The sequence below is a fragment of the Paraburkholderia sediminicola genome (assembly GCF_046030555.1).
Classification (GTDB): Bacteria; Pseudomonadota; Gammaproteobacteria; order Burkholderiales; family Burkholderiaceae; genus Paraburkholderia; species Paraburkholderia sediminicola_E.
Genome location: NZ_JAQQCH010000001.1, coordinates 56,956 through 80,083, shown reverse-complemented (window position 1 = coordinate 80,083; position 23,128 = coordinate 56,956). Strand labels below are relative to the sequence as shown.

The window sequence follows — 23,128 nt, the reverse complement described above, 5'->3', positions numbered from 1 at the left end:
AGCCGATGGCCCCCACCACGCCGAGACGAAGCCCCTGGTTTCCCTGGCGGCCCCATCCGCGACGCACGCAGTGCGGAGTGGGAGCTGATGAGTACTTTGTCACTAACGCCGAATGTGCGAGGGCACGGATTCCAGATGCGCCACTACCGCAACTGTGCGGGGGACCCGCTTAAGAATTAGCGGTTTGAGCCGCTTTCTCTTGCTTACTTCTCTTTGCGGCCGGCAAAGAGAAGTAAGTGCCCGCCCCGCACAGGGGCGACGCTAATAAACCAATAACAATTCAAGGAAAGGCCAAAGAAGTAAGATCAAGAAAAGGCCAAAGAAGCAAGATCAAGGAAAGGCCACCGCCGCAGGCACACAACAACAAGCGCCGCGCAGGCAAACAATTTAAGAAAATCCCGCCACCGCAGGCAAAAAAACAAAAACCGCTCCGCAGGAAAAAACCTCACCCATCTTTATCAATAATCCACTCATGCGCTGGATCATTGCGAAAATGCCAGGTCCTCTTCCCCCCAGCCATAACATTCAAATAATAAGAATCATACCCATAAGGCACAACCACCGGATGATACCCACGCGGCACCATCACGATGTCGTGATTCTCAACCGCCATCGACTCATCGATATCGCGCATATCGGTATACACGCGCTGAAAAGCAAACCCCTGCGGCGGATCGAGCCGATGATAGTAAGTCTCTTCGAGCGAACTCTCATGAGGCACATTATCGGTATCGTGCTTATGCGGCGGATAGCTCGAAGCATGCCCACCCGGTGTGCGAACCTCAACCACAAGTAAAGACTCCGCAAGCTCAGTCTGCGGAAGAATATCGCATACGTATCGCGTATTGAGCCCTTTTCCACGCGTGGAGCGCTTCATCGTCGAAGGCTCAATCAACCTCGCCGGATGCGCACCCTTGGCAGGCGCACTCGCCACGCCGACCTCCGCATCGCGGCAAGCGCGAACAGTCACGCGAACGCCAGGCGGAAAATACACCGCATACGGCGCGGAATCCTCGAACACGCTATCGCGCGAACCCAGTGAACTCCATGTGGCATCGGCGGTTTCAATATCCACCGCGCCCGTGAGCACCACAATACAAACCTCCCGAGCCGGTTCAAACACATGAACGACTTCATTCGCGCCCAACCGGTAAGCAGCAAAGCCCACATACCGCCAGCACGCCGACTCAGGCGTCACCCGCGCGATTGTCTGGCCCTCGCGCTGTGCCTTCACCAATAAACTCATGCCGCCTCCTCCTGCACAGTCTTGCCACCCGCGTCGAGCGGTGCGTCGACCAGTGCTCGCAAAGTCTGAAATCCTTTCTGCGCGTATGCGTACGATGGCGCCACAATGGGATCCTGTTCCGCTTCAACCACCAGCCAGCCGCGGTAACCATGGCGCTTCAATCGGTCGATGATCGCCGGGAAGTTCACCGCACCGTCGCCCGGTACCGTGAATGCACCGTTGATCACGGCATCGAGAAAACTCCAGTTGCGATTGCGCGCCAGTTTCATCACCGCCGGTCGAACGTCCTTGCAGTGCACGTGACACACGCGTTCGATGTACTTGTCGAGTACCACCAGCGGATCGCCGCCGGCAAACGTGATGTGTCCGGCGTCGAATAGAAGACCGACAGCGTCGCTCGTGCGGGACATCAGCTGATCGACGTCAGCAGGCGTTTCGACGTATGCACCCATGTGATGGTGATACGCAAGCAGCACGCCGCGGCTTAGCGTATAGCGCGCGAATTCATCGACGCGCGCCGCATACGCCGCCCACTGCGCGTCGCTGAAAAAACGCGGGCGTTGATACAGCGGTTGCGGTGCGCCCTGAATCGAATCGGCGACTTCGCCGTACACCATGGCCGTCGCGCCGTTCTGCGCGAGCAGTTCGAGATGCGGGCCGACCGAGGCGATTTCCTCTTCCACGCTGCGTCGCGCGAGTCGTCCGGAGTACCAGCCGGATACCAAGGCCAGATCGTATTGGGCAAGCAGCGTCTTCAATGCCTGCGGCTCACGCGGAAATTTGTTGCCGAGCTCGAAACCCCGATAGCCGATCTGGCGTCCTTCGGTCAGTGCGACGTCAAGCGGCGTTTCGCCGCCCAGCGAAGGTAAGTCGTCGTTCATCCACGATAAGGGATTGATGCCGATACGTACGTCGAAAGCAGTCATGCGGGCGTCCTCATTCGTTGTCGATGTGGCCGGGGCGGTCGCTTGGGTCGGCGGGCGCAGCGCGTGCGGCGAGTTGCGCGTCGTATTGCGAACGCGCGGCACGCACGGTGTCGCGCGCGGATACTTCGGGCACGGCGACTTCCCACCACCAGCCGCCGTCGGCCGTGGTACGGGCGGGGTCGGTGTCGATACTGATCACGTAGGTGCGATCGGCGGCACGCGCACGTTGCAGTGCGTCCTCAAGTTCAGCGATGTTCGCGACGTGCTCGGCGTGCGCGCCCAGCGAGCGTGCATGGGCGGCGAAATCGATCTTGGGTGCGCCGAGCGGCCCCTGCATGCAGTCGTCGAGCAGGTTGTTGAACGGCGCGCCACCGCAGGCCTGCTGCAAACGGTTGATGCAACCGTAGCCGCGATTGTCGAGTACCACCACGATCAGCTTCGCGCCGATCATGACCGAAGTCGCGATCTCGCTGTTCATCATCAGATAGCTGCCGTCGCCGAGCATCACGATTACCTCACGCGCGGGGCGCGCGAGCTTGACGCCGAGGCCGCCGGCGATCTCGTAGCCCATGCATGAGTAGCCGTATTCGACGTGATATGCGCCCGGTTTTCCCGCACGCCATAGCTTGTGCAATTCGGCCGGCAAGGTTCCCGCTGCGCAAACGACGATGTCGTCTGTCGCGGACCGTGCGCTCGAACGCTGCACCGCGCCGATCACGTCGCCTTCATACGGCAAGACGGTGTCGCGTTGCGGCGCATGCGTGAGCGTACTCACGGTATCGCGCCAGCTTGCCGCGAGTTTGTGCGCGCGCGCGGTCCATGTGCGGTCCGCGTGCCAGCCTTGCAGGGGTTCGGCGAGCGCATCCAGCGCAAGACGCGCGTCGGTTTCGACCACCAGCGCGCGATGCTTGAGGCCGTCGAATGGATTCGCGTTGATGCCGATCACGTCGGCCTGCGTGAACAATGTGTTCGAACCGGTAGTGAAGTCCTGCAGGCGTGTGCCGATTGCGAGCACGCAGTCTGCATCGTGGGCGAGCGCATTGGCGGCAGGCGAGCCGGTCACGCCCAACGCGCCGGCGTTCAACGGATCGTTCCACGCGAGCGACCCTTTGCCTGCTTGCGTTTCCGCTACCGGAATGCCATGCGTGGTGGCGAAGCGGTGTAGTGCATCGGTTGCGCGTCCGTAGAGCACCCCGCCGCCCGCCACAATCAGCGGACGCTTTGCGCGGCGCAAACGGGCAACCATTGCGTCGATATCCTCGGCGCGCGGCGCGGGGGAGTGGAACCTGACGACGTGCGGCGCAAAGAAGTCGACAGGAAAATCCCATGCCTGTGCTTGCACGTCCTGTGGCAGCGCGAGTGTGACGGGACCGCACAACGCAGCGTCGGTGAGTACATGCAAGGCGCGCGGCAATGCAGTGAGCAACTGCGCCGGATGCACGATGCGATCGAAGTAGCGCGACACCGGTTTGAATGCATCGTTGGCGGAGACGCCGCCATCATGGAAATCTTCAACCTGCTGTAATACTGGATCGGGCGCGCGCGAGACGAACACGTCGCCGGGTAACAGCAGCACAGGCAGACGGTTCACATGCGCGAGCGCGGCCGCGGTGATCAGATTGGTCGCGCCAGGTCCGATCGACGTCGTGACGGCCATCATACGGCGGCGGAAATGTGCCTTCGCATAGGCGATCGCACTGTGCGCCATCGCCTGTTCGTTATGAGCTCGCAGCGTGGGCAACACGTCGCGGTGCTGGTACAGGGCTTCGCCCATTCCCGCTACATTGCCGTGCCCGAAGATCGCGAACACACCGCCAAAGAGTGGTTCGGTGCCGGTGCCGTCTTCGGTCGCAACGCGTTGCGCGGCGAGATAACGAACCAGTGCCTGGGCGGTCGTCAGGCGCACGGTACCACCCGAGGGCGCATGTGCCTGGGTGGCGTCGTTGGCGGACGCCGCATATTGATGCAACACGCGTTGGTTCATGCCGCCTGCTCCTGATGTGCGTGGCTCGCCGTGGTGGGCTGCGCGCTTGTCGCGCCGCGCGTCGCACGCCACGACGCGATCAGCGTTTCGAACGTGCGGCGCACCCGTGCGATCAGTTCGTTGTCGTCGATCTCACCGGCGAGCCATGCGTGGCTCGGTTCGTGAAAGATCGTGCGACCCACGGTAAAGCCTCGGCACGTCGCCGATTGCGCCGCCGCGCGAAAGCCCTCGTTCAATTGCTCGACACCGGCCGACAAACCGAGCAACACCACGCCCCGGCAGTACGGATCGCGTTCGGCGATCAGCGCGTCGACGGCTTGCCATTGGGCGGCGTCCATCGGTTCGAGCTTCCACCATTCCGGATAGATGCCGATGTTGTACAGCCGCTTCAACGCGCGATAGACGATGTCCGGTGCTTGCGGCAGATGCGCGTGTTTCGGCGGAATCACTTCGAGCAATAGCTCGTGGCCACTTGCTTGCGTCGCGTCGTAGAGCGCACGCAGCTGTGCTTCCTGTTCGAGGCGTTGCTCGACCGGTTCGTCGGGATGGAATTGAACGAGGCACTTGGCGATGTGTTCCTGCGGCCACGCAATCAGTGTCGTGCCGATTGAACGGCCGTGATCGAACACGAGCGGTACGGACCCCGGTAACTCAACCGGGCGGCCTATCCACCAGCCGCGGCCGGTGGCGGCGTTCAGTGCGTCCTGACCGTAGCGGTCGTCGCTCAATATGCCGATGCGGCCTTGCAACCCCAAGGCGGCTTCCGTCTGCGCAACGGCGTCGACGAACAAACCCTTCAGTTGCGCGATGCGTGCTTCGTCGGCGCCGGTCTGCTGGGCGAGTTCGAAAAACTGATTGCGGTGGTCAAACGCGAAACCGAGGACTTCGTCCCATTGTTTGCGGGCAGGGGAGACGCGATGCAGCCGCGCGAGCGTCGCGTCGCGGTCGGGGCGGCGCATGCGTTGAGGATCGGTCCTGGCTTCGCGCAGGAAGTAGTCGAGTTCGGCCGGTGTCGGCATCGCGGGCGCACAGCCGTGACGCGAGACGACAAGCGCGCCGCTGGCATTCGCCGCCCGCGCGCACGCTTCGAGCGGTTGATCGCGCAACCATCCGGAGAGAAAACCCGAGGCGAACGCATCGCCCGCGCCGAGCACGTTCAACACTTCCACCTCGACTCCGCCATGAATTGGTAAATCGTCGAGCGTGGCGGGCACGTTGCCGTCGATGATCTGGCAGCCCATCGGTCCGCGCTTCAGGACCAGCGTGGCCGGCGTCACGGCGCGTACCATCGCGAGTGCATCGATGAGCTCGGTTTTGCCGCCGGCGATGCGGAACTCCTCCTCGGTGCCGATCACCAGATCGAACAAAGGCAGAATGCGCTGCAGATGCGCGGTCACGCCTTCGCTCGCGACGAAGCGGGTTTCGCCATCCGCTTTGCCGGTGAGCCCCCACAACACCGGTCGATAATCGATGTCGAGCACGGTGCGCACGTTGTTACGTCGCGCGTAATCGAGTGCGCGGAGGCTCGTGCGGTTCACCTGTTCTGTCGAAAAGTGGGTGCCGGTAATCAGCAGCGCTTTCGACGACGCGATGTATGCCTCGTCGAAATCCGCTTCATCCACCGCCATATCCGCGCAGTTCTCACGATAGAAGATCAGTGGAAACGTATCGCGGTCTTTCAAACCGAGCAGAACGAGCGCGGTCAGCCTTTCCTGATCGATGCGCACATGACTGACGTCGCAGCCCTCTTTCGTCAGGGTCTCGGTGAGAAACCGGCCCATATGATCGTTACCGACACGCGCCAGCATCGCTGATAGAAGCCCGAGCCGGGCGCAACCGAACGCGATATTCGCCGACGAACCGCCGAGATACTTCGCGAAGCTCGATACGTCTTCGAGCCGCGCGCCGACCTGCTGTGCGTACAGATCAACGGCAAGACGGCCAAGACAGACGATGTCGCGGCTGCGGTCCGGTGCGAAACGGCTGGCCGTTGCCGCTGAGGCAGGTGTCTGCCCATTACCGTTCACGATCCCGGTCCCGCTGGATGTGCTGGAATGATTCATGAATATTCCTGAATAGCTGAACGCGGTGAACGGCGCGGCGAGCGCCGAAACCCCGCGCGAATGAATCAGATCGTCGCGCCTTCAAGTTCGCCGATCATCTTCTGCATCTCGGCGCCGCCGGCCATCATGTCGAGCACTTCATCCTTGCTGATGGTGTCCTTCGTGAACGTGCCGAGCGATTTGCCGCGATTGAGCAGGGTGAACGAATCGCCGATCGGATACGCGTGATGCACGTTGTGTGTGATGAAGATCACCGAGATGCCTTTCGCACGCGCCGTGTGGATCAGCTTCAGCACATTGAAGCTCTGCTTGACGCCGAGCGCGGCGGTCGGTTCGTCGAGGATCAGCACGCGCGCGCCGAAGTGAATCGCCCGCGCAATCGCCAGACATTGCTTCTCGCCACCGGACATCGTGCCGATCGGTTGATGCGGATCTCGCACGTTGATACCCATTTCGGCGAGCTTGTCGCGTGCGGTGGCAGCGCTGGTTTCGAGGTCCATCACGTTCAGAAAGCCGAACAGTTTCTTTTGCGGCTCGCGGCCCATGAAGAAATTGCGCGCGACCGAGAGCAAGGGCACCAACGCCAGGTCCTGATAGACGGTGGCGATGCCGAGATCGAGCGCGTCTTTCGGTGACTCGAACAGCACGGGTTTGCCGTCGACCAGATACTGGCCGGAAGAGGGTTGATGCACACCGGCCAACGTTTTGATCAACGTCGATTTGCCGGCGCCGTTGTCGCCGAGCAGGCAATGCACTTCGCCGCGCTTCAGGCGCAAAGTCACGCCGCTCAGCGCGATCACCTGGCCGAAGTACTTGCTGACGTCTTCGAGTGCGAGGATCACGTCGTCCTGCGGCTCAGCCGCGGTGTTCACCGTATTCGTATCGGACATGGTCATCTCCTCGTTACGACTGCGCGACGCGGCGGCGCACGTAGTGATTGAACAGCACGGCGATCAGCAGCATCACGCCGAGGAATACGCGGAACCAGTCGGAGTCGACATTCGTGTAGGTGATGCCGATTTGCACGACGCCGAAGATCAGCGCACCGAAGCAGGCGCCGATCACCGAACCGTAGCCGCCGGTCAACAGTGTGCCGCCGATCACCGCGGCGATGATGGCTTCAAATTCAGCCTGCAGCCCGCGGTCGGCCGCGGCCGATCCGATGTCGCACACTTGCAGCACGGCGAACAGGCACGCGCAAAAGGCAGTCAGCACGAACAGCGAGATCTTCACGCGCCGCACCGGCACGCCGACGTTCTTCGCCGCGTTGGCGTCGCCACCAACCGCGAAAATCCAGTTGCCAAAGCGGGTCTTGGCGAGGGTGAATGCGCAGACGGCGGCAAGCGCGAACCACCAGAGCAGGACTTTCGGAATGCCCGGCACGAGCGGATTGCCGTTATCGAGCAGCTTGACGACGCCTATCTGCCCGAGCCAGATGAACAGGCCCTTGAATGCGACGCCCTGGAACAAGGTATGGGCGAACCAGTCGTGAGCGGCAACGTCGCCCACGCCGGAGATGATCGTGCGGTCGGCGAACATGACCGACAGGGCCAGCGTGAGCCCCCGCAGAATGAACAGAAACGCCAGCGTCACGATGAATGACGGCAGCCGTGTGCGCATCACCAGATAGCCGTTGAGTGCGCCGAGCAGCATCGATCCGGCGAACGCAAACAGGATCGACAATGCGATCGGCCAGTGGAAGTACATGGTGGGCAGCGCGACCATCATGCCCGAGAAGCCGATCATCGATCCGATCGACAGATCGAATTCGCCGGCAATCATCAGGAGGCACGCACCGACCGCGATCAGGCCAAGATACGCGGCCACTTGCGACCAGTTCATCACGCCGTCGAGGTTGAACATGCCGGAGTTGCCGGCGGCAATCCCAAACACGAGGAACACCATCACGGTGCCGGCGAGGGCGGCGAATTCCGGACGGTTCAGCAGGTGCCGGAACCACGATTCCTGGCGCACGCGCTCATCGGCCGCCGCGGGCGCACCGTTGGACGTCGACGCAGACGCCGTCCCATTGCCGGAAGGGGGCTGCTTGCGGGGATGGGGATGGAAGGGTTTGGCTACGCCCATTGAAGCTCTCCTTGATGCGCCCGGCGAAAAGCAGTCGTAAGCGGACTGCAATCGGACCGCATGGCGCGTAGTGCACGTAAAGCGTGGTGAACGCAGGCGTGGGGCGGCCTGGCCAGTTGCGGCCGGCCGCATCCACTTACTTCATACCTGCCGGAACGGTTCTCCCGTGTCCGTACTTCCAGCGAAATGCGTTAGCGATACTGCCCGGCGTACTTGACCACCTTGTCGATATTGGCCTTGGTGATGAAGCCCGGGCCCGAGCCGATATTGCGCGGCCCATAGGCGGGTGCCAGGCCGTAGGTGGCGAGGCGTTGCTGGAACTTCGGATTGGCCTCCAGGATCTTGCGGATCTTCGCCGGATCAGTGGTGTGTTCCTTCTTCACGATGGCCAGTACAGCGACCGGGATATAGCCTTGCAGGTAGGGTTGCTGGTCGATCGCGAACTGGATCGTGCCGTCCTGGATGCCCTTCGCAATGTCACTGTCGAAATCGAATGTCGCAAACCAGATCCTGCCGGCGAGGCCCATCTGCTGAACCGCCTTGATCGTTGGCGCTGCCGACAGCGGACCGAGGGTGAGCACCGCCTGGGTGTTCGGGTGATTGCGCAGGTACGCGCTCACTTTCGATTGCACGCCGGTCGGGTCCTGGCCAGCGTCGAGCGTGGAGGACTTGAAGTCGACGCCGATTGCCTCGGCAAAGCCCCGGCAGCGTTCGAACGAAGCCGGGTTGGTCGCGTAATGGTTGACGCACAGGAACGATTTGATGCCCGCTGCCTTCGCCTTTTCACCGGCCGCCTTGCCCGCGGTGTATTCAGGCTGGCCGACGTGCATGATCGCGCCAAGCTGCGCGCTTTGCTCTTCGGTACCGGAGTTGATCGTGACGAGCGGGATGTGTTTCTCGGTGACCTTGGCGATTGAACTCTTGAGTACGTCGAAGTCGGCAATCGAGACGATCACGCCATCGTAGTTGCGCGCGGCCGCCTGCTCGACCAGACGTGCCATATCAGCGATGTCGCCGTTCGGCGGATTACGGTAGTCGGTTTCGACGTTGAAATCTTCGTCGGCCTGTTTGATGGCGTTCTTGATGGTGTTCCACCACGAATCCGAATCCGGCGCGTGGCTGATCAGCACGAAGTGAGCGTCAGCCGCGCGGGCGGCCGACGCCGCACCGAATCCCGTCGCCAACGTCAATGCCGCCACCAGAATCCTGAGCGTAGCCTTGCCCTTGCAAAGTCTCATTGTCTCCACCTTTCTCGGTCTGTCGTTATTGAAGGGAGCGTCTGGCGGGCAGCCTTTCAATTGCGTGCGTTGCGGCATGCGTCAGCCGATGCACCATCGCTCACGACCAAGATTAGGCCATCTTCCGAAGCGTTGCAATGAAAATTTCATGACAAATAAAAATAGAAAATACGTTCCATTTGACGATGTGCCTGCCTATAATCGGCAGCGTCAGGATGCTGTGTGGCGGCCGTTGCAAGCGCCTTCCGCACTGCAATAAAGCAACGAAGAGAGAGCCATGGCGGAAGAGAGCACAGAAGAATTGCCGAGCGTCGAAGAATTGATGCAGCGCATCGCGGAAAACTACGAAGCGTTGCCGCGTCAATTGAAGAATGTCGCGACGTATATCGAGCAGCATCGCTCGAGCGTGATGGTGGATCGCACCAGCGATATCGCGGCGAGTTGCGGTGTGCATCCGTCTGCCGTGGTGCGCTTCGCGCAGCGCTTCGGTTTTTCCGGCTTCTCCGATCTGCAGGCGGTGTTTCGTCAGGCGTATACGGGGCAGGGCACGTCCTCGCCGAGTTATCAGCAGCGGATTCGCAAGCTGATCGACGAGAAACCCGGGGCGTTGTCTGGCGGCTCAGTGGCGCGCGAATTCATCGCGGCCTCGCGCGGCGGTCTCGAAGAACTCGAAGCAGGCCTCGACGACCAGCAGTTCGACGCCGCCGTGAAGATGCTGCAGCAGGCCGACAACATCTACGTGATCGGCGTGCGGCGCTCGTTTCCGGTGGCGAGTTACATCGTCTACGCGTTGCAGCACACGCCGAAGCGCGTGCACCTGGTGTCCGGTTTCGGCGGTATGTATCGCGAGCAGATTCGCAGCGTGAAGAAGAACGACGTGGTGATCGCGATCAGCTTCGCGCCCTATGGCAAGGAAACGCAGTATTGCCTGCGCGTCGCACATCACCATCAGGCGAAGACACTGGTTATTACGGATAGCCAACTTTCTCCGCTGGCGCGTTACGCCACCACTCAACTGTATGTGAAAGAGGGCAGCGCGTTCGCATTCCGCTCCCTGACCAGCACGATCTGTTTGTGCCAGGCGTTGTTCATCGCGCTCGCGTACAAGCTCGAACTGAACGTGGAAGAATCCAAAGAGACTGGAGGATACGATGACTGAGGCGGTAAAGACGATCGACGTAGCGGTTTTCGGCGCGGGGCGTATCGGCAAGATTCATGCGGCGAATCTGGCCCGGCAGCCGGGCGTGCGGCTCAAGTATGTGGTCGATGTGAACCGCGAGGCGGCTGCGGCGCTCGCCGCTGAGCACGGCGCGCAGGTTGCGGATATCGATGGCGCGATGGGCGATGCGTCGATCGGCGCGACGGTGATCTGTTCGAGCACGGACACACACGCGGATCTGATCATGAAATCGGCCGCGCAGAAGAAACATGTGTTCTGTGAGAAGCCGGTTGACCTGACATTGGAGCGCGCGCGTGCCTGCGCCGCCGCCGTGGAGCGTGCGGGCGTGGTTTGCATGATTGGCTTTCAACGTCGCTTCGACCCGACCTTTTCCGCGTTGAAAGCACGCATCGATGCGGGAGAAATCGGCACGCCGGAAATGCTGGTGGTGACGAGCCGCGATCCGGGCGCACCGCCGGTCGAGTACATCAAGCATTCGGGCGGCATTTTCAAAGACATGTTGATTCACGACTTCGACATCTTCCGCTGGATTCTCGACGACGAAGCCGACACGCTGCATGCCACCGGCAGTTGTCTCTCAGACCCGGCGATTGCCGAAGCGGGTGATATCGATTCGACCGCGGTGACGATTCGCACGAAGCGCGGCCGTCTGTGCCAGATCAATACCGCGCGGCGCGCGGCTTATGGGTATGACCAGCGTTTCGAAGTGCTCGGCAGCACCGGCATGCTGCAGGCAGGTAATGTGCGTCCCACCGAGGTTACGGCCTATTCGAGAACCGAGGTGTCGAGCGATGTGCCCGAAGCGTTTTTCCTCGAACGTTATCGCGCGGCGTACGCATTGGAAATCGCACATTTCTTCGACGCGGTCACACACGGCAAGCCGGTGCGAACCACCGTCGCAGACGGCCTGAAAGCGCTCGAACTCGCCGACGCCGCGACACGCTCGTGGCGCGAGGGGCGCGCGGTGAAACTCGGCGAGGCATCGTGATGCAGGCGACTACGGGGCGGCTTCGTTTGGGCGTGGTCGGTTTGGGGCGTTTGGGCAAGCGGCACGCGGAAAATCTGGCGTATCGTGTGCCGGGTGCATCGCTCGTGGCCGCTTGCAGTCCACTGGAAGATGAGCGGGCATGGGCGCGCGAGACGTTGCCCGAACCGCGTCTCTATGATGACTATGCGGATCTGCTCGCCGATCGCGACGTGGACGCGGTGTGGCTTGTCACGCCGTCGTCGTTGCACGCGCAGCAGATCATCGATGCATTGCGTGCCGGCAAACATGTGTTCTGCGAGAAGCCGCTATCGCTGGATCTCGCCGAATGCGAACGCGTATTGGCCGAGGCCGCGCGCTATCCGCATTTGCAGGCGACTATCGGGTTCATGCGGCGTTTCGATCCGAGCTATAAGGATGCGTTCGACAAGATCGAAGCCGGCAAGATCGGCCGACCGTTTCTGGTGCGCTCGCAAACCACCGATCAGAACGACAACGACGGTTTCTTCGTGCGTTTTGCTGCGACCTCAGGCGGCATCTTTCTGGACTGTACGGTGCACGACATCGACGTCGCGCGCTGGCTGCTCGGCAAGCCGCGCGCCAAACGCGTGTTTGCGGCGGGCGCGGTCGCATTGCACGAGGGGCTGCGGGAGTTCGGCGACGTCGATAACGGCGTGGCGATCTGCGAATTCGAGGACGGCAAGCTCGCGATGTTCTACGCGTCACGCACGCAGGCTCACGGTAACGATACGCACAGCGAGGTGATCGGCACTGCCGGCGCGCTGGCGATTGGTCACAATCCGCGTGCGAATCGCGTCGAGATCTACGACGCGACGGGCGTTCGCAATGAATGCACGCCGACCTTCTTCGATCGGTTCGAGGATGCGTTTTTGCATGAGGCGCGTGCCTTCGTTGCAGCGGTGCAGGGCGGGCCGGCATCGAATGCGCAAGCAGGCGCTACGCTGGCCGATGCGCTCGAAGCGACGCGGATCGGCATGGCCTTGCGGCAGTCGCTACAGAGCGGAGAAGCTGTCACGTTGTAGCGCCAGAATGCCGCCGGATTGCGATAATCGACGTGACAGCGTCACGTCCGGCGGCTGAACGACGCCTGCTGTAGAATTTGACCCTCTGTCCGGCGTCGCGTACGACGCCTCATCCCGAAGGTCATCGTCGATGCAAATTCAGGTTCACAAGGAAGTCGATGCGCGCGGGCTGATGTGCCCGCTGCCCATTTTGCGCGCCAAGAAGGCGCTCGCCGACATGGAAAGCGGCCAGATTCTCAAGGTACTGGCTACCGATCCGGGCTCGCAGCGCGATTTCGCCGCGTTCGCGAAACAAACCGGCAACGAAATCGTCGAAAGCTCGGCGCATGACAAGGTTTTCACGTTTCTGATGAAGCGCCGCTAACCTGCGCGCCCCAGAGCAGGCGCGCTCACTCTCGCGCCCTGAGCCGCGTGCCCTGAGCCGCGTGCCCTAGGCCAAGCGCCCTCACAGGCCAAGCAGTTCCTTAGCCAGACGCCTCTACTCCGTAAGCCAGGCGCCCTAGGCGGCCTTCCTGAGTCGGCCCCAAAAAACAAAAGGCGCTGTGCCCGCGAATCGGGGCACAGCGCCTTTTTTACGTCTGACTGATGCTATCGAGAGGCTAACAGCGCAAAGAGATTCTGCGCGGCTGCCCCGTTGCTCAGCCTTCCAGCACCGGCGAACGGGTACGCAGATATTCTTCGAAATCGGCTGCCACTTCCGGGTGACGCAGCGCGAACTCGACCGTCGCCTTCAGATAACCGAGCTTGCTGCCGCAGTCGAAACGCGTGCCGTGGTACTTGTACGCCAGCACCTGTTCATCGGCCAGCAGCGATTGAATTGCGTCCGTCAGCTGCAACTCGCCGCCTGCGCCCGGCTTCAGCGCGCGCAGATGTTCGAAGATGCGTGGCTTCAGCACATAGCGGCCCACCACGCCGAGATTCGACGGCGCGACGTTCGGCTCCGGCTTTTCGACAATGCCCGACATCTTGATGATCGAGTCTTCCCACTCTTTACCGTCGACGATGCCGTACGACTTCGTCTCCGCGTGAGGGATCTCTTCGACGCCAATCACCGAGCTGTGATAGTGGTCGAACACTTCGATCATCTGTGTCATCACGGGCGGTGTGCCGTACAGCAAGTCGTCTGCGAGGATGACGGCGAACGGGTTGTCGCCCACCAGCTTTTCGGCGCACATCACCGCGTGGCCCAGACCTAGCGCTTCCGGTTGACGCACGTAGAAGCAGTCGACATGGCTCGGCTTGATGCTGCGCACCAGTTCCAGCAGCTTGTCCTTGCCGCGCGCCAGGAGTTCCGCCTCGATTTCGTATGACTTATCGAAATGGTCCTCGATCGCGCGCTTGCTGCGGCCCGTGACGAAGATCATTTCGGTGATGCCGGCCGCCATGGCTTCTTCCACCGCGTATTGAATCAGCGGCTTGTCGACGATCGGCAGCATCTCCTTCGGGCTGGCCTTCGTGGCAGGGAGGAACCGGGTGCCAAGACCTGCTACCGGAAATACCGCTTTTGTAACTTTTAGCATGTGATTACCCTGAATCCTCTGGTTTTGCTTTTGGTCCTTGCCCGCCCACGACGGGGCGGACACGGAGCGTCGATCAGGCCGGCAAACGCGCCAACTGGGCTTTCAGCTTACCAATCGTGGTTTCGAATTCTGCCAGCCTTTTCTGCTCCTGCTCAACGACTGCCGGCGGCGCCTTTGCAACAAAGCTTTCATTCTGCAATTTGGCATTGCACTTGGTGACTTCCGCGCTAAGCCGCGCAATCTCCTTCGACAGACGCTCACGCTCGACAGCCACGTCGATTTCCACCTTCAGCACGAGCTTGTCATTCCCTACGATAGCAATTGGCGCGCCATCTGCTTGCGCATCCAGGGTTGCCTCGTCGGCGATGATCTGCACTTCCGACAAACGGGCCAATGCCTGAGCGTACGGAGCGAAAGTGGAGAGGCGCTCCGCGTTGCCGGTAGCGAGCAACGGCACCTTGACCGCCGGCGACAGATTCATCTCGCCGCGCAGATTCCGGCACGCATCGATCACTGCTTTCAGGTCAGCTGCCCATTGCTCCGCGTCTTCGTCGATCTTCGACGGCTCTGCAACCGGGTACGGCTGCACCATGATGGACGCTTCGCCCTCGGCTTTGTCTTCGGGGTAGCGGGCCGCCAACGGTGCAACTTTTTGCCACAGCGCTTCGGTAATGAACGGAATCACCGGATGCGCGAGGCGCAACACTGTCTCGAGTACGCGCAGCAGCGTGCGGCGCGTTGCGCGCTGCTGGTTCGGCTGACCCGTCTGGATCTGAACCTTGGCGAGTTCGAGATACCAGTCACAGTATTCGTCCCATACGAACTTGTATAGGGCGTTGGCCACATTGTCAAAACGATAGTCCGCGAAGCCCTTGGCGATTTCCGCTTCCACACGCTGCAGGCGCGAGACGATCCAGCGGTCGGCCGCCGAGAAGTTCAGGTGTCCGTCCGGGCCGCATTCACCGCATTGCTCCGGCTTGCCGAAACCACAATCGTGGCCTTCGCAATTCATCAGCACAAAACGCGTGGCATTCCACAGCTTGTTGCAGAAGTTGCGATAGCCTTCGCAGCGCGCCAGGTCGAAGTTGACGTTGCGGCCGAGCGTGGCCATCGACGCCATCGTGAAGCGCAGCGCGTCCGTGCCGAACGCCGGAATGCCGTCCGGGAATTCCTTGCGGGTTTTCTTTTCGATCGACGCAGCCTGCTTCGGATTCATCAGGCCGGTGGTGCGCTTGGCCACCAGCGCGTCGAGTTCGATGCCGTCGACGATATCGATCGGGTCGAGCGTATTGCCCTTGCTCTTCGACATCTTCTGGCCTTCGGCGTCGCGCACGAGACCGTGCACGTAGACCGTGTCGAACGGCACCTTGCCCGTGAAGTGCGTGGTCATCATGACCATGCGCGCGACCCAGAAGAAGATGATGTCGAAGCCGGTGACCAGCACCGACGAGGGCATGAAGTGCTTCAGTTCCGGCGTCTCGGCAGGCCAGCCGAGCGATGAGAACGGCACCAGCGCCGACGAGAACCACGTGTCGAGCACGTCTTCGTCGCGCTTGAGCGAGCCCGTGTAACCGGCTTCGGTGGCCTTCTCGCGCGCGCCTTCTTCGGTCTTGGCGACGAAGATTTCGCCGTTTTCGCCGTACCACGCCGGGATCTGGTGGCCCCACCAGAGTTGGCGCGAGATACACCAGTCCTGGATGTTTTCGAGCCACTGATAGTACGTGGTGGACCAGTTTTCCGGCACGAACTTGATTTCGCCGCTGCGAACCACGTCCAACGCCGTTTCCGCGATCGACTTGCCCGGATTGAAGGTGCCTTCCGGCGCCGGCTTGCTCATGGCGACGAACCATTGGTCCGTCAGCATCGGTTCGATCACGACGCCCGTGCGGTCGCCGCGCGGCACCATCAGCTTGTGCGGCTTGACTGATTCGAGCGCGCCGAGGGCTTCGAGGTCGGCCACGACCTCTTTGCGAGCTGCGAAACGGTCCTGACCGCGATATTTTTCCGGTGCGTTCTCGTTGATCTTCGCGTCGAGCGTGAGGATTTCGATCATCGGCAGCTTGTGGCGCAAGCCGACCTGATAGTCGTTGAAATCGTGCGCGGGCGTGACCTTGACCACGCCGGTGCCGAATTCGCGGTCGACGTAGTCGTCCGCGATAATCGGGACTTCGCGGCCGGAGAGCGGCAGCGTGACCGTTTTGCCGATCAGGTGCGCATAGCGCTCGTCTTCCGGATGGACCATCACGGCGGTGTCGCCCAGCATGGTTTCCGGGCGCGTGGTGGCGACCGTCAGATGGCCCGAGCCGTCTGTGAGCGGGTACTGGATGTGCCAGAGGTGGCCGTTTTCTTCTTCGCTGACCACTTCGAGGTCGGACACGGCCGTCATCAGCACCGGATCCCAGTTCACGAGGCGTTTGCCGCGGTAGATCAGACCCTGTTCATACAGGCGTACGAACACGTCGCGCACGGCGGCCGACATTTTGTCGTCCATCGTGAAGTATTCGCGCGACCAGTCGATCGACGCGCCAAGGCGGCGCACCTGATTCGTGATGGTCGAGCCGGATTCCTGCTTCCATTCCCAGACGCGTTCGACGAACTTCTTACGGCCGAGGTCGTGACGGGAGACGCCTGTGGCATCCAGTTGCCGTTCGACGACGATTTGCGTGGCGATGCCCGCGTGGTCCGTGCCCGGCACCCAGAGGGTGTTTTCACCGAGCATGCGGTGATAGCGGGCGAGGCCGTCCATGATCGTCTGGTTGAAGGCGTGGCCCATGTGCAGGGTGCCCGTGACGTTCGGGGGCGGCAACTGGATCGAGAAGTCTTTTTTGTTCTCGTCGAAGGAGGGTGCCGCGTAGGCGCGCTTTTCCCATTCGGGGCCCCAGTGGGCTTCGATGGTGTGGGGCTCGAAGCTTTTGGCAAGCGTGGAGGTCGGGTCGCTCGGGGTCTCGCTCATTTCTGTCCGTCTGCTGGTGGATGCAAAGAATGCTCGATTATAAGCGGCGCTGCGGGAGGGGGGCTTTGCTTGGGTTTTTTGCCTGCGGGGCGCTGTGTGGCTGTTTGCCTATGGCGTTGGCCTTTCCTTGAGTTCTTATTGGTTTATTAGCGTTCGCCCCTGTGCGGGGCAGGCACTTACTTTCTTTGCCGCCGCAAAGAAAGATAAGCAAAGAAAGCGGCTCACCCCGCTAGCTCATAAGCTGGTCCCAAGGCTTGGAGTGGGCAGTGGTGCATCTGGAATCTGTTCCCTCGCGCATTCAACCCTGGTGACAAGGCTGTCATGCTTCCCGCCCCGCACAGGGGCAAACGCTAATAGACCACTAAGAATTCAAGAAAAGGCCACCGCCGTAGGCACACAGAAAAAAGCGCCGCGCAGGCAAAAAAAACAGCCAAAGCCCGTCACCGCAGGCAGACAAGCAGAAAGCACCGCAGGCAAAAAGACCCCCAAAAACACCAAAAAAACCCCAACCCCGGCGGGGCATATAATGTCGGACGCACTTGCCGTCCTCCCAAAAAATGCCCGATCTGCTAGCCAATCTAAACCCCGAACAACACGCCGCCGTCACGCTCCCCAACGAGCCAGCGCTCATCCTTGCCGGCGCGGGCAGCGGCAAAACCCGCGTCCTCATCACGCGCATCGCATGGCTCATCCAGCACGGTCTGGCGTCGCCCGCCACCATCCTGGCGGTGACCTTCACCAATAAAGCCGCCCGCGAAATGATGTCGCGTCTTTCGGCACTCTTGCCGATCGACACGCGTGGCATGTGGATCGGCACCTTCCACGGCCTGTGCAACCGCATGCTCCGCGCGCACCATCGCGACGCAGGCCTGCCCGCCACCTTCCAGATCCTCGATACCGCGGACCAGCTCTCCGCGATCAAGCGTCTGATGAAGGGCCTTAACATCGACGATGAAAAGTACCCAGCGAAAAATCTCCAGTACTTCATCAACAATTCGAAAGAACAAGGCCTGCGGCCGAAAGACGTCGACGCCACGGATAATTTCAACCGCAAATTCGTCGAACTTTACGAAGCCTACGATCAGCAATGCCAGCGCGAAGGCGTCGTCGATTTCCCGGAACTGCTGCTGCGCTGCTTTGAGTTGCTCGCGCACAATCCGCCGCTGCGCGCCCACTATCAGGCACGCTTCAAGCACATTCTCGTCGACGAGTTTCAGGACACCAACAAGCTGCAATATGCCTGGCTGAAGATGCTGGCCGGGCAGACCAACTCGATTTTCGCGGTCGGCGACGACGATCAGTCGATCTATGCATTTCGGGGCGCGAACGTCGGCAACATGCGCGACTTCGAACACGAATTCAACGTCCGGCACATGATCAAGCTGGAGCAGAACTACCGCTCGCACGGTCATATCCTCGACGCGGCCAATCAGCTGATCGCCAATAACTCGCGGCGTCTGGGCAAAAATCTGCGTACCGACGCGGGACATGGCGAACCGGTGCGCGTCTACGAGTCCGCCACCGACACGCAGGAAGCCGGCTGGATCGTCGAGGAAATCAAGGCGCTGATCAGTACTGGCACGTCGCGCAGCGAAGTCGCGATCCTCTATCGCAGCAACGCGCAGTCGCGCACGATCGAACACACGCTGGTCAATGCGGGCATCGCGTATCGCGTGTACGGCGGTCTGCGCTTTTTCGAGCGCCAGGAAGTCAAGCACGCGCTCGCCTATCTGCGTCTGATCGACAATCCGAACGACGACACCGCGTTCGTCCGCGTCGTCAATTTCCCCACACGGGGCATCGGCGCGCGCTCGATCGAACAACTTGCCGATGCGGCACGCCTGTACAACTGCTCGATGGCTGCGGCGATTCCGTATGTCGCGGGTAAGGCGGGGTCGAGCCTCGCCAGCTTCGCGAATCTGATCGGCAGAATGCGCGCGGAAACGCAGCAGATGAGCCTGCCGGAAACGGTCGAATGCGTGGTTCGCACGAGTGGTCTCACGGAGTTCTATCAGAACGAACGCGAAGGCCAGGACCGGCTGGAGAACTTGCAGGAATTGGTCAATGCGGCTGCTGCTTTTGTCAGCGAAGAAGGCTACGGCATGGATACGCCGGCGCGCTCGATTCCGCTGCGCCCGGGCGCGACCACGGCGCCCGAACTGGCCGTCGCCACGGATGATCCGAATACCGTCGTGCTGGATGCGCCCGGCATCGACGATCCGGCGCAAAACCCGGACACGATGACGCCGCTCGCCGGTTTCCTGTCGCATGCCTCGCTGGAAGCGGGTGACAACCAGGCGCAAGCCGGTCAGGAAGCGGTGCAGTTGATGACGGTGCACGCGGCCAAGGGCCTCGAGTTCACGGCGGTGTTCATCACCGGTCTGGAAGAAGGGCTGTTCCCGCATGAAAACAGCGCGAAGGAATCGGACGGTCTGGAAGAGGAACGGCGTCTGATGTATGTGGCGATCACGCGGGCCAAGGAGCGTTTGTATCTGTCGTTTGCGCAGAGCCGGATGCTGCACGGCCAGACGCGCTACAACATCCGCTCGCGCTTCTTCGACGAATTGCCGCAGGAAACCCTCAAGTGGCTTACGCCGAAGGTCGAGGCGGGTGCGCGTTGGGGTGGCCGCTCGGATAACGCCGGTTATGGGCGCGACTGGTTCGCGCGGCCGGGGTACACGGGCGCTTCGTCGTCGACGCCGGCGCCGTTGCCGGCCTTCGCGAACGAACAGCGCGCGGCTGAAACGGGCTTTCGCGTCGGCCAGCAGGTGTTCCACACCAAGTTTGGAGAGGGCACGATCACGGCGCTTGAAGGCGGTGGCACGGACGCCAAGGCCCAGGTCAAATTCAAGCGGCACGGCGAGAAGTGGCTGGCGCTGGCGGTCGCCAAATTACAGGCGGTCGAATGAGCACGGGCGGGATGAGCGGGGCGGGGGCGAACGGCGCAGGCGCGACAGGTTCAGGTTCGGCTGCCGTCAGTGCAACAGGTTCAGACTCGGTTGCTGCCGGTACGGTCGCTATTGATCCAAACCACAGCGGCGCGCCGGTCTCGCATCGTCCGCTCGGCATTCTGGCGGCCTTGCCGCAGGAACTCGGCGATCTGATCGACGCGATGCGCGCCGAATCCGGCGTGCGCACCATCACGCATGGCCAGCGTGACTATCACCTTGGCACCGTGCACGGCGCGCCCTGCGTCGTGACTCTGGCGCGCGTCGGCAAGGTCGCGGCGGCGGCCACGGTCAGCGCCTTGATCCATGCGTTCGATGTCGAAGCGGTCGTGTTTACCGGTGTTGCAGGCGGCGTGGGGACTGAGGTGCGGGTCGGCGATATTGTCGTCGCCAATGTGCTCATGCAGCACGATCTCGATGCGTCGCCGTTATTTCCGCGTTTCGAGGTGCCGTTGCTCGGCGTGTCGCGCTTCGCAACCGATGCGGCGCTTGCCGATCAACTCGCCGCGGCGTGCGAGCGGTTTGTCGCTGAAGAGGGCGCGGCGTCGGCCGCGCGCTTCGGTACGCGCGAACCGCGCGTACATCGCGGCTTGATCATCAGCGGCGATCAGTTCGTCGCGAGTGCAACGGGCGTCAAAGCCTTGCGCGATGCGCTGCCGGATGCGCTCGCGGTGGAGATGGAGGGCGCTGCGATCGCGCAGGTCTGTTACGAGTACGGCGTGCCGTGCGCGGTGGTGCGGACCATCTCCGACACCGCCGACGATCACGCGCCGCAATCGTTCGTGTCGTTTCTCACGGAGATCGCTGGGACGTATTCGAATGCGATTCTGCGGCGGTTTTTAGCGGCACGTGGCGCGGCTTGAATCGCGCTGAACGGTGAGCCAGCGAAATGCCGCGATCGCAACATCAGGCACGAACCAGCAGTGCGATGATGTGTGCAACACGTTCACCCTTTGCACATATATCGTCAGCTATCCCTTCCCGGGATCCCCCAGCGCCTCGCGCACCTGCTGTAAAGCCGCCGGATCTTCGATCGTCGGCAGATCACCCGGTTCGCGTCCCTCGGCCAGCGCCGCAATCGCGCGGCGCAGCAGCTTGCCCGAGCGGGTCTTCGGCAGCATCGATACCACGACCACCCGCGCCGGCCGCGCAATCGCGCCGAGCCGGCGGTCGACCGTTGCCGTGAGATCGGCTTCCAGCTTCGCCCGCGATTTGTCGTCCGCATAGGCCTGCGCGTCGCGCAGCACGACAAAGGCCATGGCCGCCTGACCCTTTAGCGCATCCGCCACGCCGACCACCGCCACTTCCGCGACCGCCGCGTGGCTCGACAATGCTTCCTCGATCTCGCGCGTGCCGAGCCGATGACCGGCGACGTTGATCACGTCGTCGGTGCGGCCGAGGATCGTCACGTAACCGTCTTCGTCCTGAATGCCCCAGTCGAACGTCGAGTAGGCCTGCTGGTTTGGAATGCTCGACCAGTACGTGCTGACAAAGCGCTTGTCGTCGCCCCATACCGTCGACATGCAGCCCGGCGGCAGCGGATATGTCAGCGTGAGCACACCTTTTTCGCCCGGCGGACAGGGTTCGCCCGTCAGTTCGTTACGCAAGGTCAGATTGAAACCGGCCGACGGCACGCCCGGCGAGCCGAGCTTGGTGGGCAGGGCTTCGACGCCGCGCGGAATGGCCAGCATCGGCCAGCCGGTTTCGGTCTGCCAGTAGTTGTCGATCACGGGCTTGCCGAGTGCGTCGGCGATCCATGCGGCGGTCGGTTCGTCGAGCGGTTCGCCGGCAAGGAACAGCGTGCGCAGGCTCGATAGATCGGATTTCTTCAGCAGCGCGGGGTCCTGCTTTTTCAGCACGCGCAATGCGGTCGGCGCGGTGAACATCAGATTGATCTTGTGCTGTTCGACGAGGCGCCACCAGATGCCGCCGTCCGGGCGAATCGGCGTGCCTTCGTACATCACGGTAGTGAGCCCCGCGATCAGCGGCGCATAGACGATGTAGCTGTGGCCGACCACCCAGCCCACGTCCGACGCGGTGAACATCGTGTCGCCGGCGTTGCCCTGAAAGATGTGTTCCATCGATGCCGCCAGCGCCACCGCATAGCCGCCGACGTCGCGTTGCACACCCTTCGGTTTGCCGGTCGTGCCCGACGTATACAGCACATAAGAAGGCTCATTCGATTCGAGCCATTCGCATGGCACATGCGCATCGAAAAACTGTTCGCGCAAGGGTTCGTAAGCGACGAGGTAGCTTGCGTTCAGCCGCTCGGGTGCGAGTTGCCGGTCGATCAGCAGCACGTGCGGCGTCTTGTGGGTCGCGCGAGCGAGCGCTTCGTCCACCAGCGGCGTGTAGTCGATCACTTTCCCGCCGCGCGCGCCAGCGTCTGCGGTCACGATCAGCACAGGTTTCGCATCGTCGATGCGGGCGGCCAGATTGACGGCCGCGAAGCCGCCGAACACCACCGAGTGAATCGCACCGAGCCGCGCGCACGCGAGCATGGCGAACAGCGCTTCGGGGATCATCGGCATGTAGATCAGCACGACGTCGCCGCGCTTGACACCTAGCGAGCGCATCACCGCGGCCATGCGGTTGATTTCCGCGTAGAGCTCGGCGTAGGTGTAGCGCCGTTCGATACCGGTTTCCGTCGACACGTAGACCAGCGCGTTCTGCTGCGGGCGTTCGACCATATGCCGGTCCACCGCGTTATGGCACAGGTTCGTGCGGCCGCCGACGAACCAGCGCGCGAACGGCGGATTCGAGCGGTCGAGTACGGTGTCGAACGGGGTCTGCCAATGAATCCGCTGCGCCTGTTCACGCCAGAATTCCTCGGGTTGCTCGATCGAACGGCGGTGGAAGTCGCGATAGCTGGTCATCGGCGGCGATCCTTCTGCTGCGTGAGTGAACGGATGGCGAGTCGTACGGCTGTTGGGCGTGGCGCGAGAGCAGTGCGTACG

16 protein-coding genes are annotated in these 23,128 nt (G+C 61.9%); 6 read left to right on the top strand and 10 right to left on the bottom strand.

Annotation, left to right across the window (positions count from 1 at the left end; all coding sequences use genetic code 11):
• Window positions 1-445: 445 nt before the first annotated feature.
• The 7 genes from iolB to PQQ52_RS00305 all read right to left on the bottom strand — a co-directional run bounded on the left by iolB (window position 446) and on the right by PQQ52_RS00305 (window position 9,542).
• Window positions 446-1,246, bottom strand: coding sequence for a 5-deoxy-glucuronate isomerase (iolB, locus tag PQQ52_RS00335; protein ID WP_408205796.1), 801 nt, complete (start codon window positions 1,244-1,246; stop codon window positions 446-448).
• Entirely contained in the window at window positions 1,243-2,172 is a 930-nt protein-coding gene (gene iolE / locus PQQ52_RS00330; protein WP_408205794.1) for a myo-inosose-2 dehydratase, read from the bottom strand. The genes iolB and iolE overlap by 4 nt, the downstream gene beginning before the upstream one ends.
• A gap of 10 nt (window positions 2,173-2,182) precedes the next feature.
• Window positions 2,183-4,156, bottom strand: a complete 1,974-nt coding sequence (gene iolD, locus PQQ52_RS00325) for a 3D-(3,5/4)-trihydroxycyclohexane-1,2-dione acylhydrolase (decyclizing) (protein ID WP_408205792.1) — start codon at window positions 4,154-4,156, stop codon at window positions 2,183-2,185.
• Entirely contained in the window at window positions 4,153-6,219 is a 2,067-nt protein-coding gene (locus tag PQQ52_RS00320) for a bifunctional 5-dehydro-2-deoxygluconokinase/5-dehydro-2-deoxyphosphogluconate aldolase (protein ID WP_408205790.1), read from the bottom strand. The genes iolD and PQQ52_RS00320 overlap by 4 nt, the downstream gene beginning before the upstream one ends.
• A 65-nt stretch (window positions 6,220-6,284) precedes the next feature.
• A complete protein-coding gene (locus PQQ52_RS00315) occupies window positions 6,285-7,109 on the bottom strand; it encodes an ATP-binding cassette domain-containing protein (protein WP_408205788.1) in 825 nt (274 codons plus the stop codon).
• Between the two features lie 13 nt (window positions 7,110-7,122).
• On the bottom strand, window positions 7,123-8,304 hold the full coding sequence (locus PQQ52_RS00310; protein WP_408205786.1) for an ABC transporter permease: 1,182 nt from the start codon (window positions 8,302-8,304) through the stop codon (window positions 7,123-7,125).
• A gap of 191 nt (window positions 8,305-8,495) precedes the next feature.
• Window positions 8,496-9,542, bottom strand: coding sequence for a sugar ABC transporter substrate-binding protein (locus PQQ52_RS00305; RefSeq protein ID WP_408205784.1), 1,047 nt, complete (start codon window positions 9,540-9,542; stop codon window positions 8,496-8,498).
• A 277-nt stretch (window positions 9,543-9,819) separates the two neighbouring features.
• Here PQQ52_RS00305 and PQQ52_RS00300 point away from each other — a divergent pair, with 277 nt between their 5' ends.
• From PQQ52_RS00300 to PQQ52_RS00285, 4 genes are all read left to right on the top strand, one after another.
• Window positions 9,820-10,701, top strand: a complete 882-nt coding sequence (locus tag PQQ52_RS00300) for a MurR/RpiR family transcriptional regulator (protein ID WP_408205782.1) — start codon at window positions 9,820-9,822, stop codon at window positions 10,699-10,701.
• Complete coding sequence (iolG, locus tag PQQ52_RS00295) at window positions 10,694-11,710, top strand: inositol 2-dehydrogenase (RefSeq protein WP_408205780.1); 1,017 nt, start codon at window positions 10,694-10,696, stop codon at window positions 11,708-11,710. Before PQQ52_RS00300 ends, iolG begins: the two co-directional genes overlap by 8 nt.
• Entirely contained in the window at window positions 11,710-12,750 is a 1,041-nt protein-coding gene (locus PQQ52_RS00290) for a Gfo/Idh/MocA family oxidoreductase (protein ID WP_408206749.1), read from the top strand. The genes iolG and PQQ52_RS00290 overlap by 1 nt, the downstream gene beginning before the upstream one ends.
• 136 nt (window positions 12,751-12,886) lie before the next feature.
• Window positions 12,887-13,114: a sulfurtransferase TusA family protein gene (locus PQQ52_RS00285; protein ID WP_025600552.1), complete on the top strand. Its 228-nt coding sequence runs from the start codon at window positions 12,887-12,889 to the stop codon at window positions 13,112-13,114.
• 274 nt (window positions 13,115-13,388) lie between these two features.
• On the opposite strand, the gene galU is transcribed toward PQQ52_RS00285, so the two are convergent.
• The gene (gene galU / locus PQQ52_RS00280) at window positions 13,389-14,270 is read right to left on the bottom strand and encodes a UTP--glucose-1-phosphate uridylyltransferase GalU (protein ID WP_408205778.1); all 882 of its coding nucleotides are present in this window, start codon (window positions 14,268-14,270) and stop codon (window positions 13,389-13,391) included.
• 73 nt (window positions 14,271-14,343) lie between these two features.
• Window positions 14,344-17,223, bottom strand: coding sequence for a valine--tRNA ligase (locus tag PQQ52_RS00275; protein WP_408205776.1), 2,880 nt, complete (start codon window positions 17,221-17,223; stop codon window positions 14,344-14,346).
• Window positions 17,224-17,780: 557 nt separating this feature from the next.
• Here PQQ52_RS00275 and PQQ52_RS00270 point away from each other — a divergent pair.
• Both PQQ52_RS00270 and PQQ52_RS00265 read left to right on the top strand, forming a co-directional pair.
• Complete coding sequence (locus PQQ52_RS00270; protein ID WP_408206747.1) at window positions 17,781-20,132, top strand: UvrD-helicase domain-containing protein; 2,352 nt, start codon at window positions 17,781-17,783, stop codon at window positions 20,130-20,132.
• Window positions 20,129-21,034: a 5'-methylthioadenosine/adenosylhomocysteine nucleosidase gene (locus tag PQQ52_RS00265; RefSeq protein WP_408205774.1), complete on the top strand. Its 906-nt coding sequence runs from the start codon at window positions 20,129-20,131 to the stop codon at window positions 21,032-21,034. The genes PQQ52_RS00270 and PQQ52_RS00265 overlap by 4 nt, the downstream gene beginning before the upstream one ends.
• 108 nt (window positions 21,035-21,142) lie before the next feature.
• On the opposite strand, the gene PQQ52_RS00260 is transcribed toward PQQ52_RS00265, so the two are convergent.
• A complete protein-coding gene (locus PQQ52_RS00260; RefSeq protein ID WP_408205772.1) occupies window positions 21,143-23,047 on the bottom strand; it encodes a propionate--CoA ligase in 1,905 nt (634 codons plus the stop codon).
• Window positions 23,048-23,128: the final 81 nt, after the last annotated feature.

Excerpts from the sequence above, each read along its gene's own strand:
- PQQ52_RS00310 (WP_408205786.1), bottom strand. The coding sequence starts at position 8,304 with ATGGGCGTAGCCAAACCCTTCCATCCCCATCCCCGCAAGCAGCCCCCT.
- PQQ52_RS00265 (WP_408205774.1), top strand. The coding sequence starts at position 20,129 with ATGAGCACGGGCGGGATGAGCGGGGCGGGGGCGAACGGCGCAGGCGCG.
- PQQ52_RS00320 (WP_408205790.1), bottom strand. The coding sequence starts at position 6,219 with ATGAATCATTCCAGCACATCCAGCGGGACCGGGATCGTGAACGGTAAT.
- PQQ52_RS00270 (WP_408206747.1), top strand. The coding sequence starts at position 17,781 with ATGCCCGATCTGCTAGCCAATCTAAACCCCGAACAACACGCCGCCGTC.
- PQQ52_RS00290 (WP_408206749.1), top strand. The coding sequence starts at position 11,710 with ATGCAGGCGACTACGGGGCGGCTTCGTTTGGGCGTGGTCGGTTTGGGG.
- galU (WP_408205778.1), bottom strand. The coding sequence starts at position 14,270 with ATGCTAAAAGTTACAAAAGCGGTATTTCCGGTAGCAGGTCTTGGCACC.
- PQQ52_RS00315 (WP_408205788.1), bottom strand. The coding sequence starts at position 7,109 with ATGTCCGATACGAATACGGTGAACACCGCGGCTGAGCCGCAGGACGAC.
- iolE (WP_408205794.1), bottom strand. The coding sequence starts at position 2,172 with ATGACTGCTTTCGACGTACGTATCGGCATCAATCCCTTATCGTGGATG.
- PQQ52_RS00305 (WP_408205784.1), bottom strand. The coding sequence starts at position 9,542 with ATGAGACTTTGCAAGGGCAAGGCTACGCTCAGGATTCTGGTGGCGGCA.
- iolG (WP_408205780.1), top strand. The coding sequence starts at position 10,694 with ATGACTGAGGCGGTAAAGACGATCGACGTAGCGGTTTTCGGCGCGGGG.
- PQQ52_RS00260 (WP_408205772.1), bottom strand. The coding sequence starts at position 23,047 with ATGACCAGCTATCGCGACTTCCACCGCCGTTCGATCGAGCAACCCGAG.
- iolB (WP_408205796.1), bottom strand. The coding sequence starts at position 1,246 with ATGAGTTTATTGGTGAAGGCACAGCGCGAGGGCCAGACAATCGCGCGG.
- iolD (WP_408205792.1), bottom strand. The coding sequence starts at position 4,156 with ATGAACCAACGCGTGTTGCATCAATATGCGGCGTCCGCCAACGACGCC.
- PQQ52_RS00300 (WP_408205782.1), top strand. The coding sequence starts at position 9,820 with ATGGCGGAAGAGAGCACAGAAGAATTGCCGAGCGTCGAAGAATTGATG.
- PQQ52_RS00275 (WP_408205776.1), bottom strand. The coding sequence starts at position 17,223 with ATGAGCGAGACCCCGAGCGACCCGACCTCCACGCTTGCCAAAAGCTTC.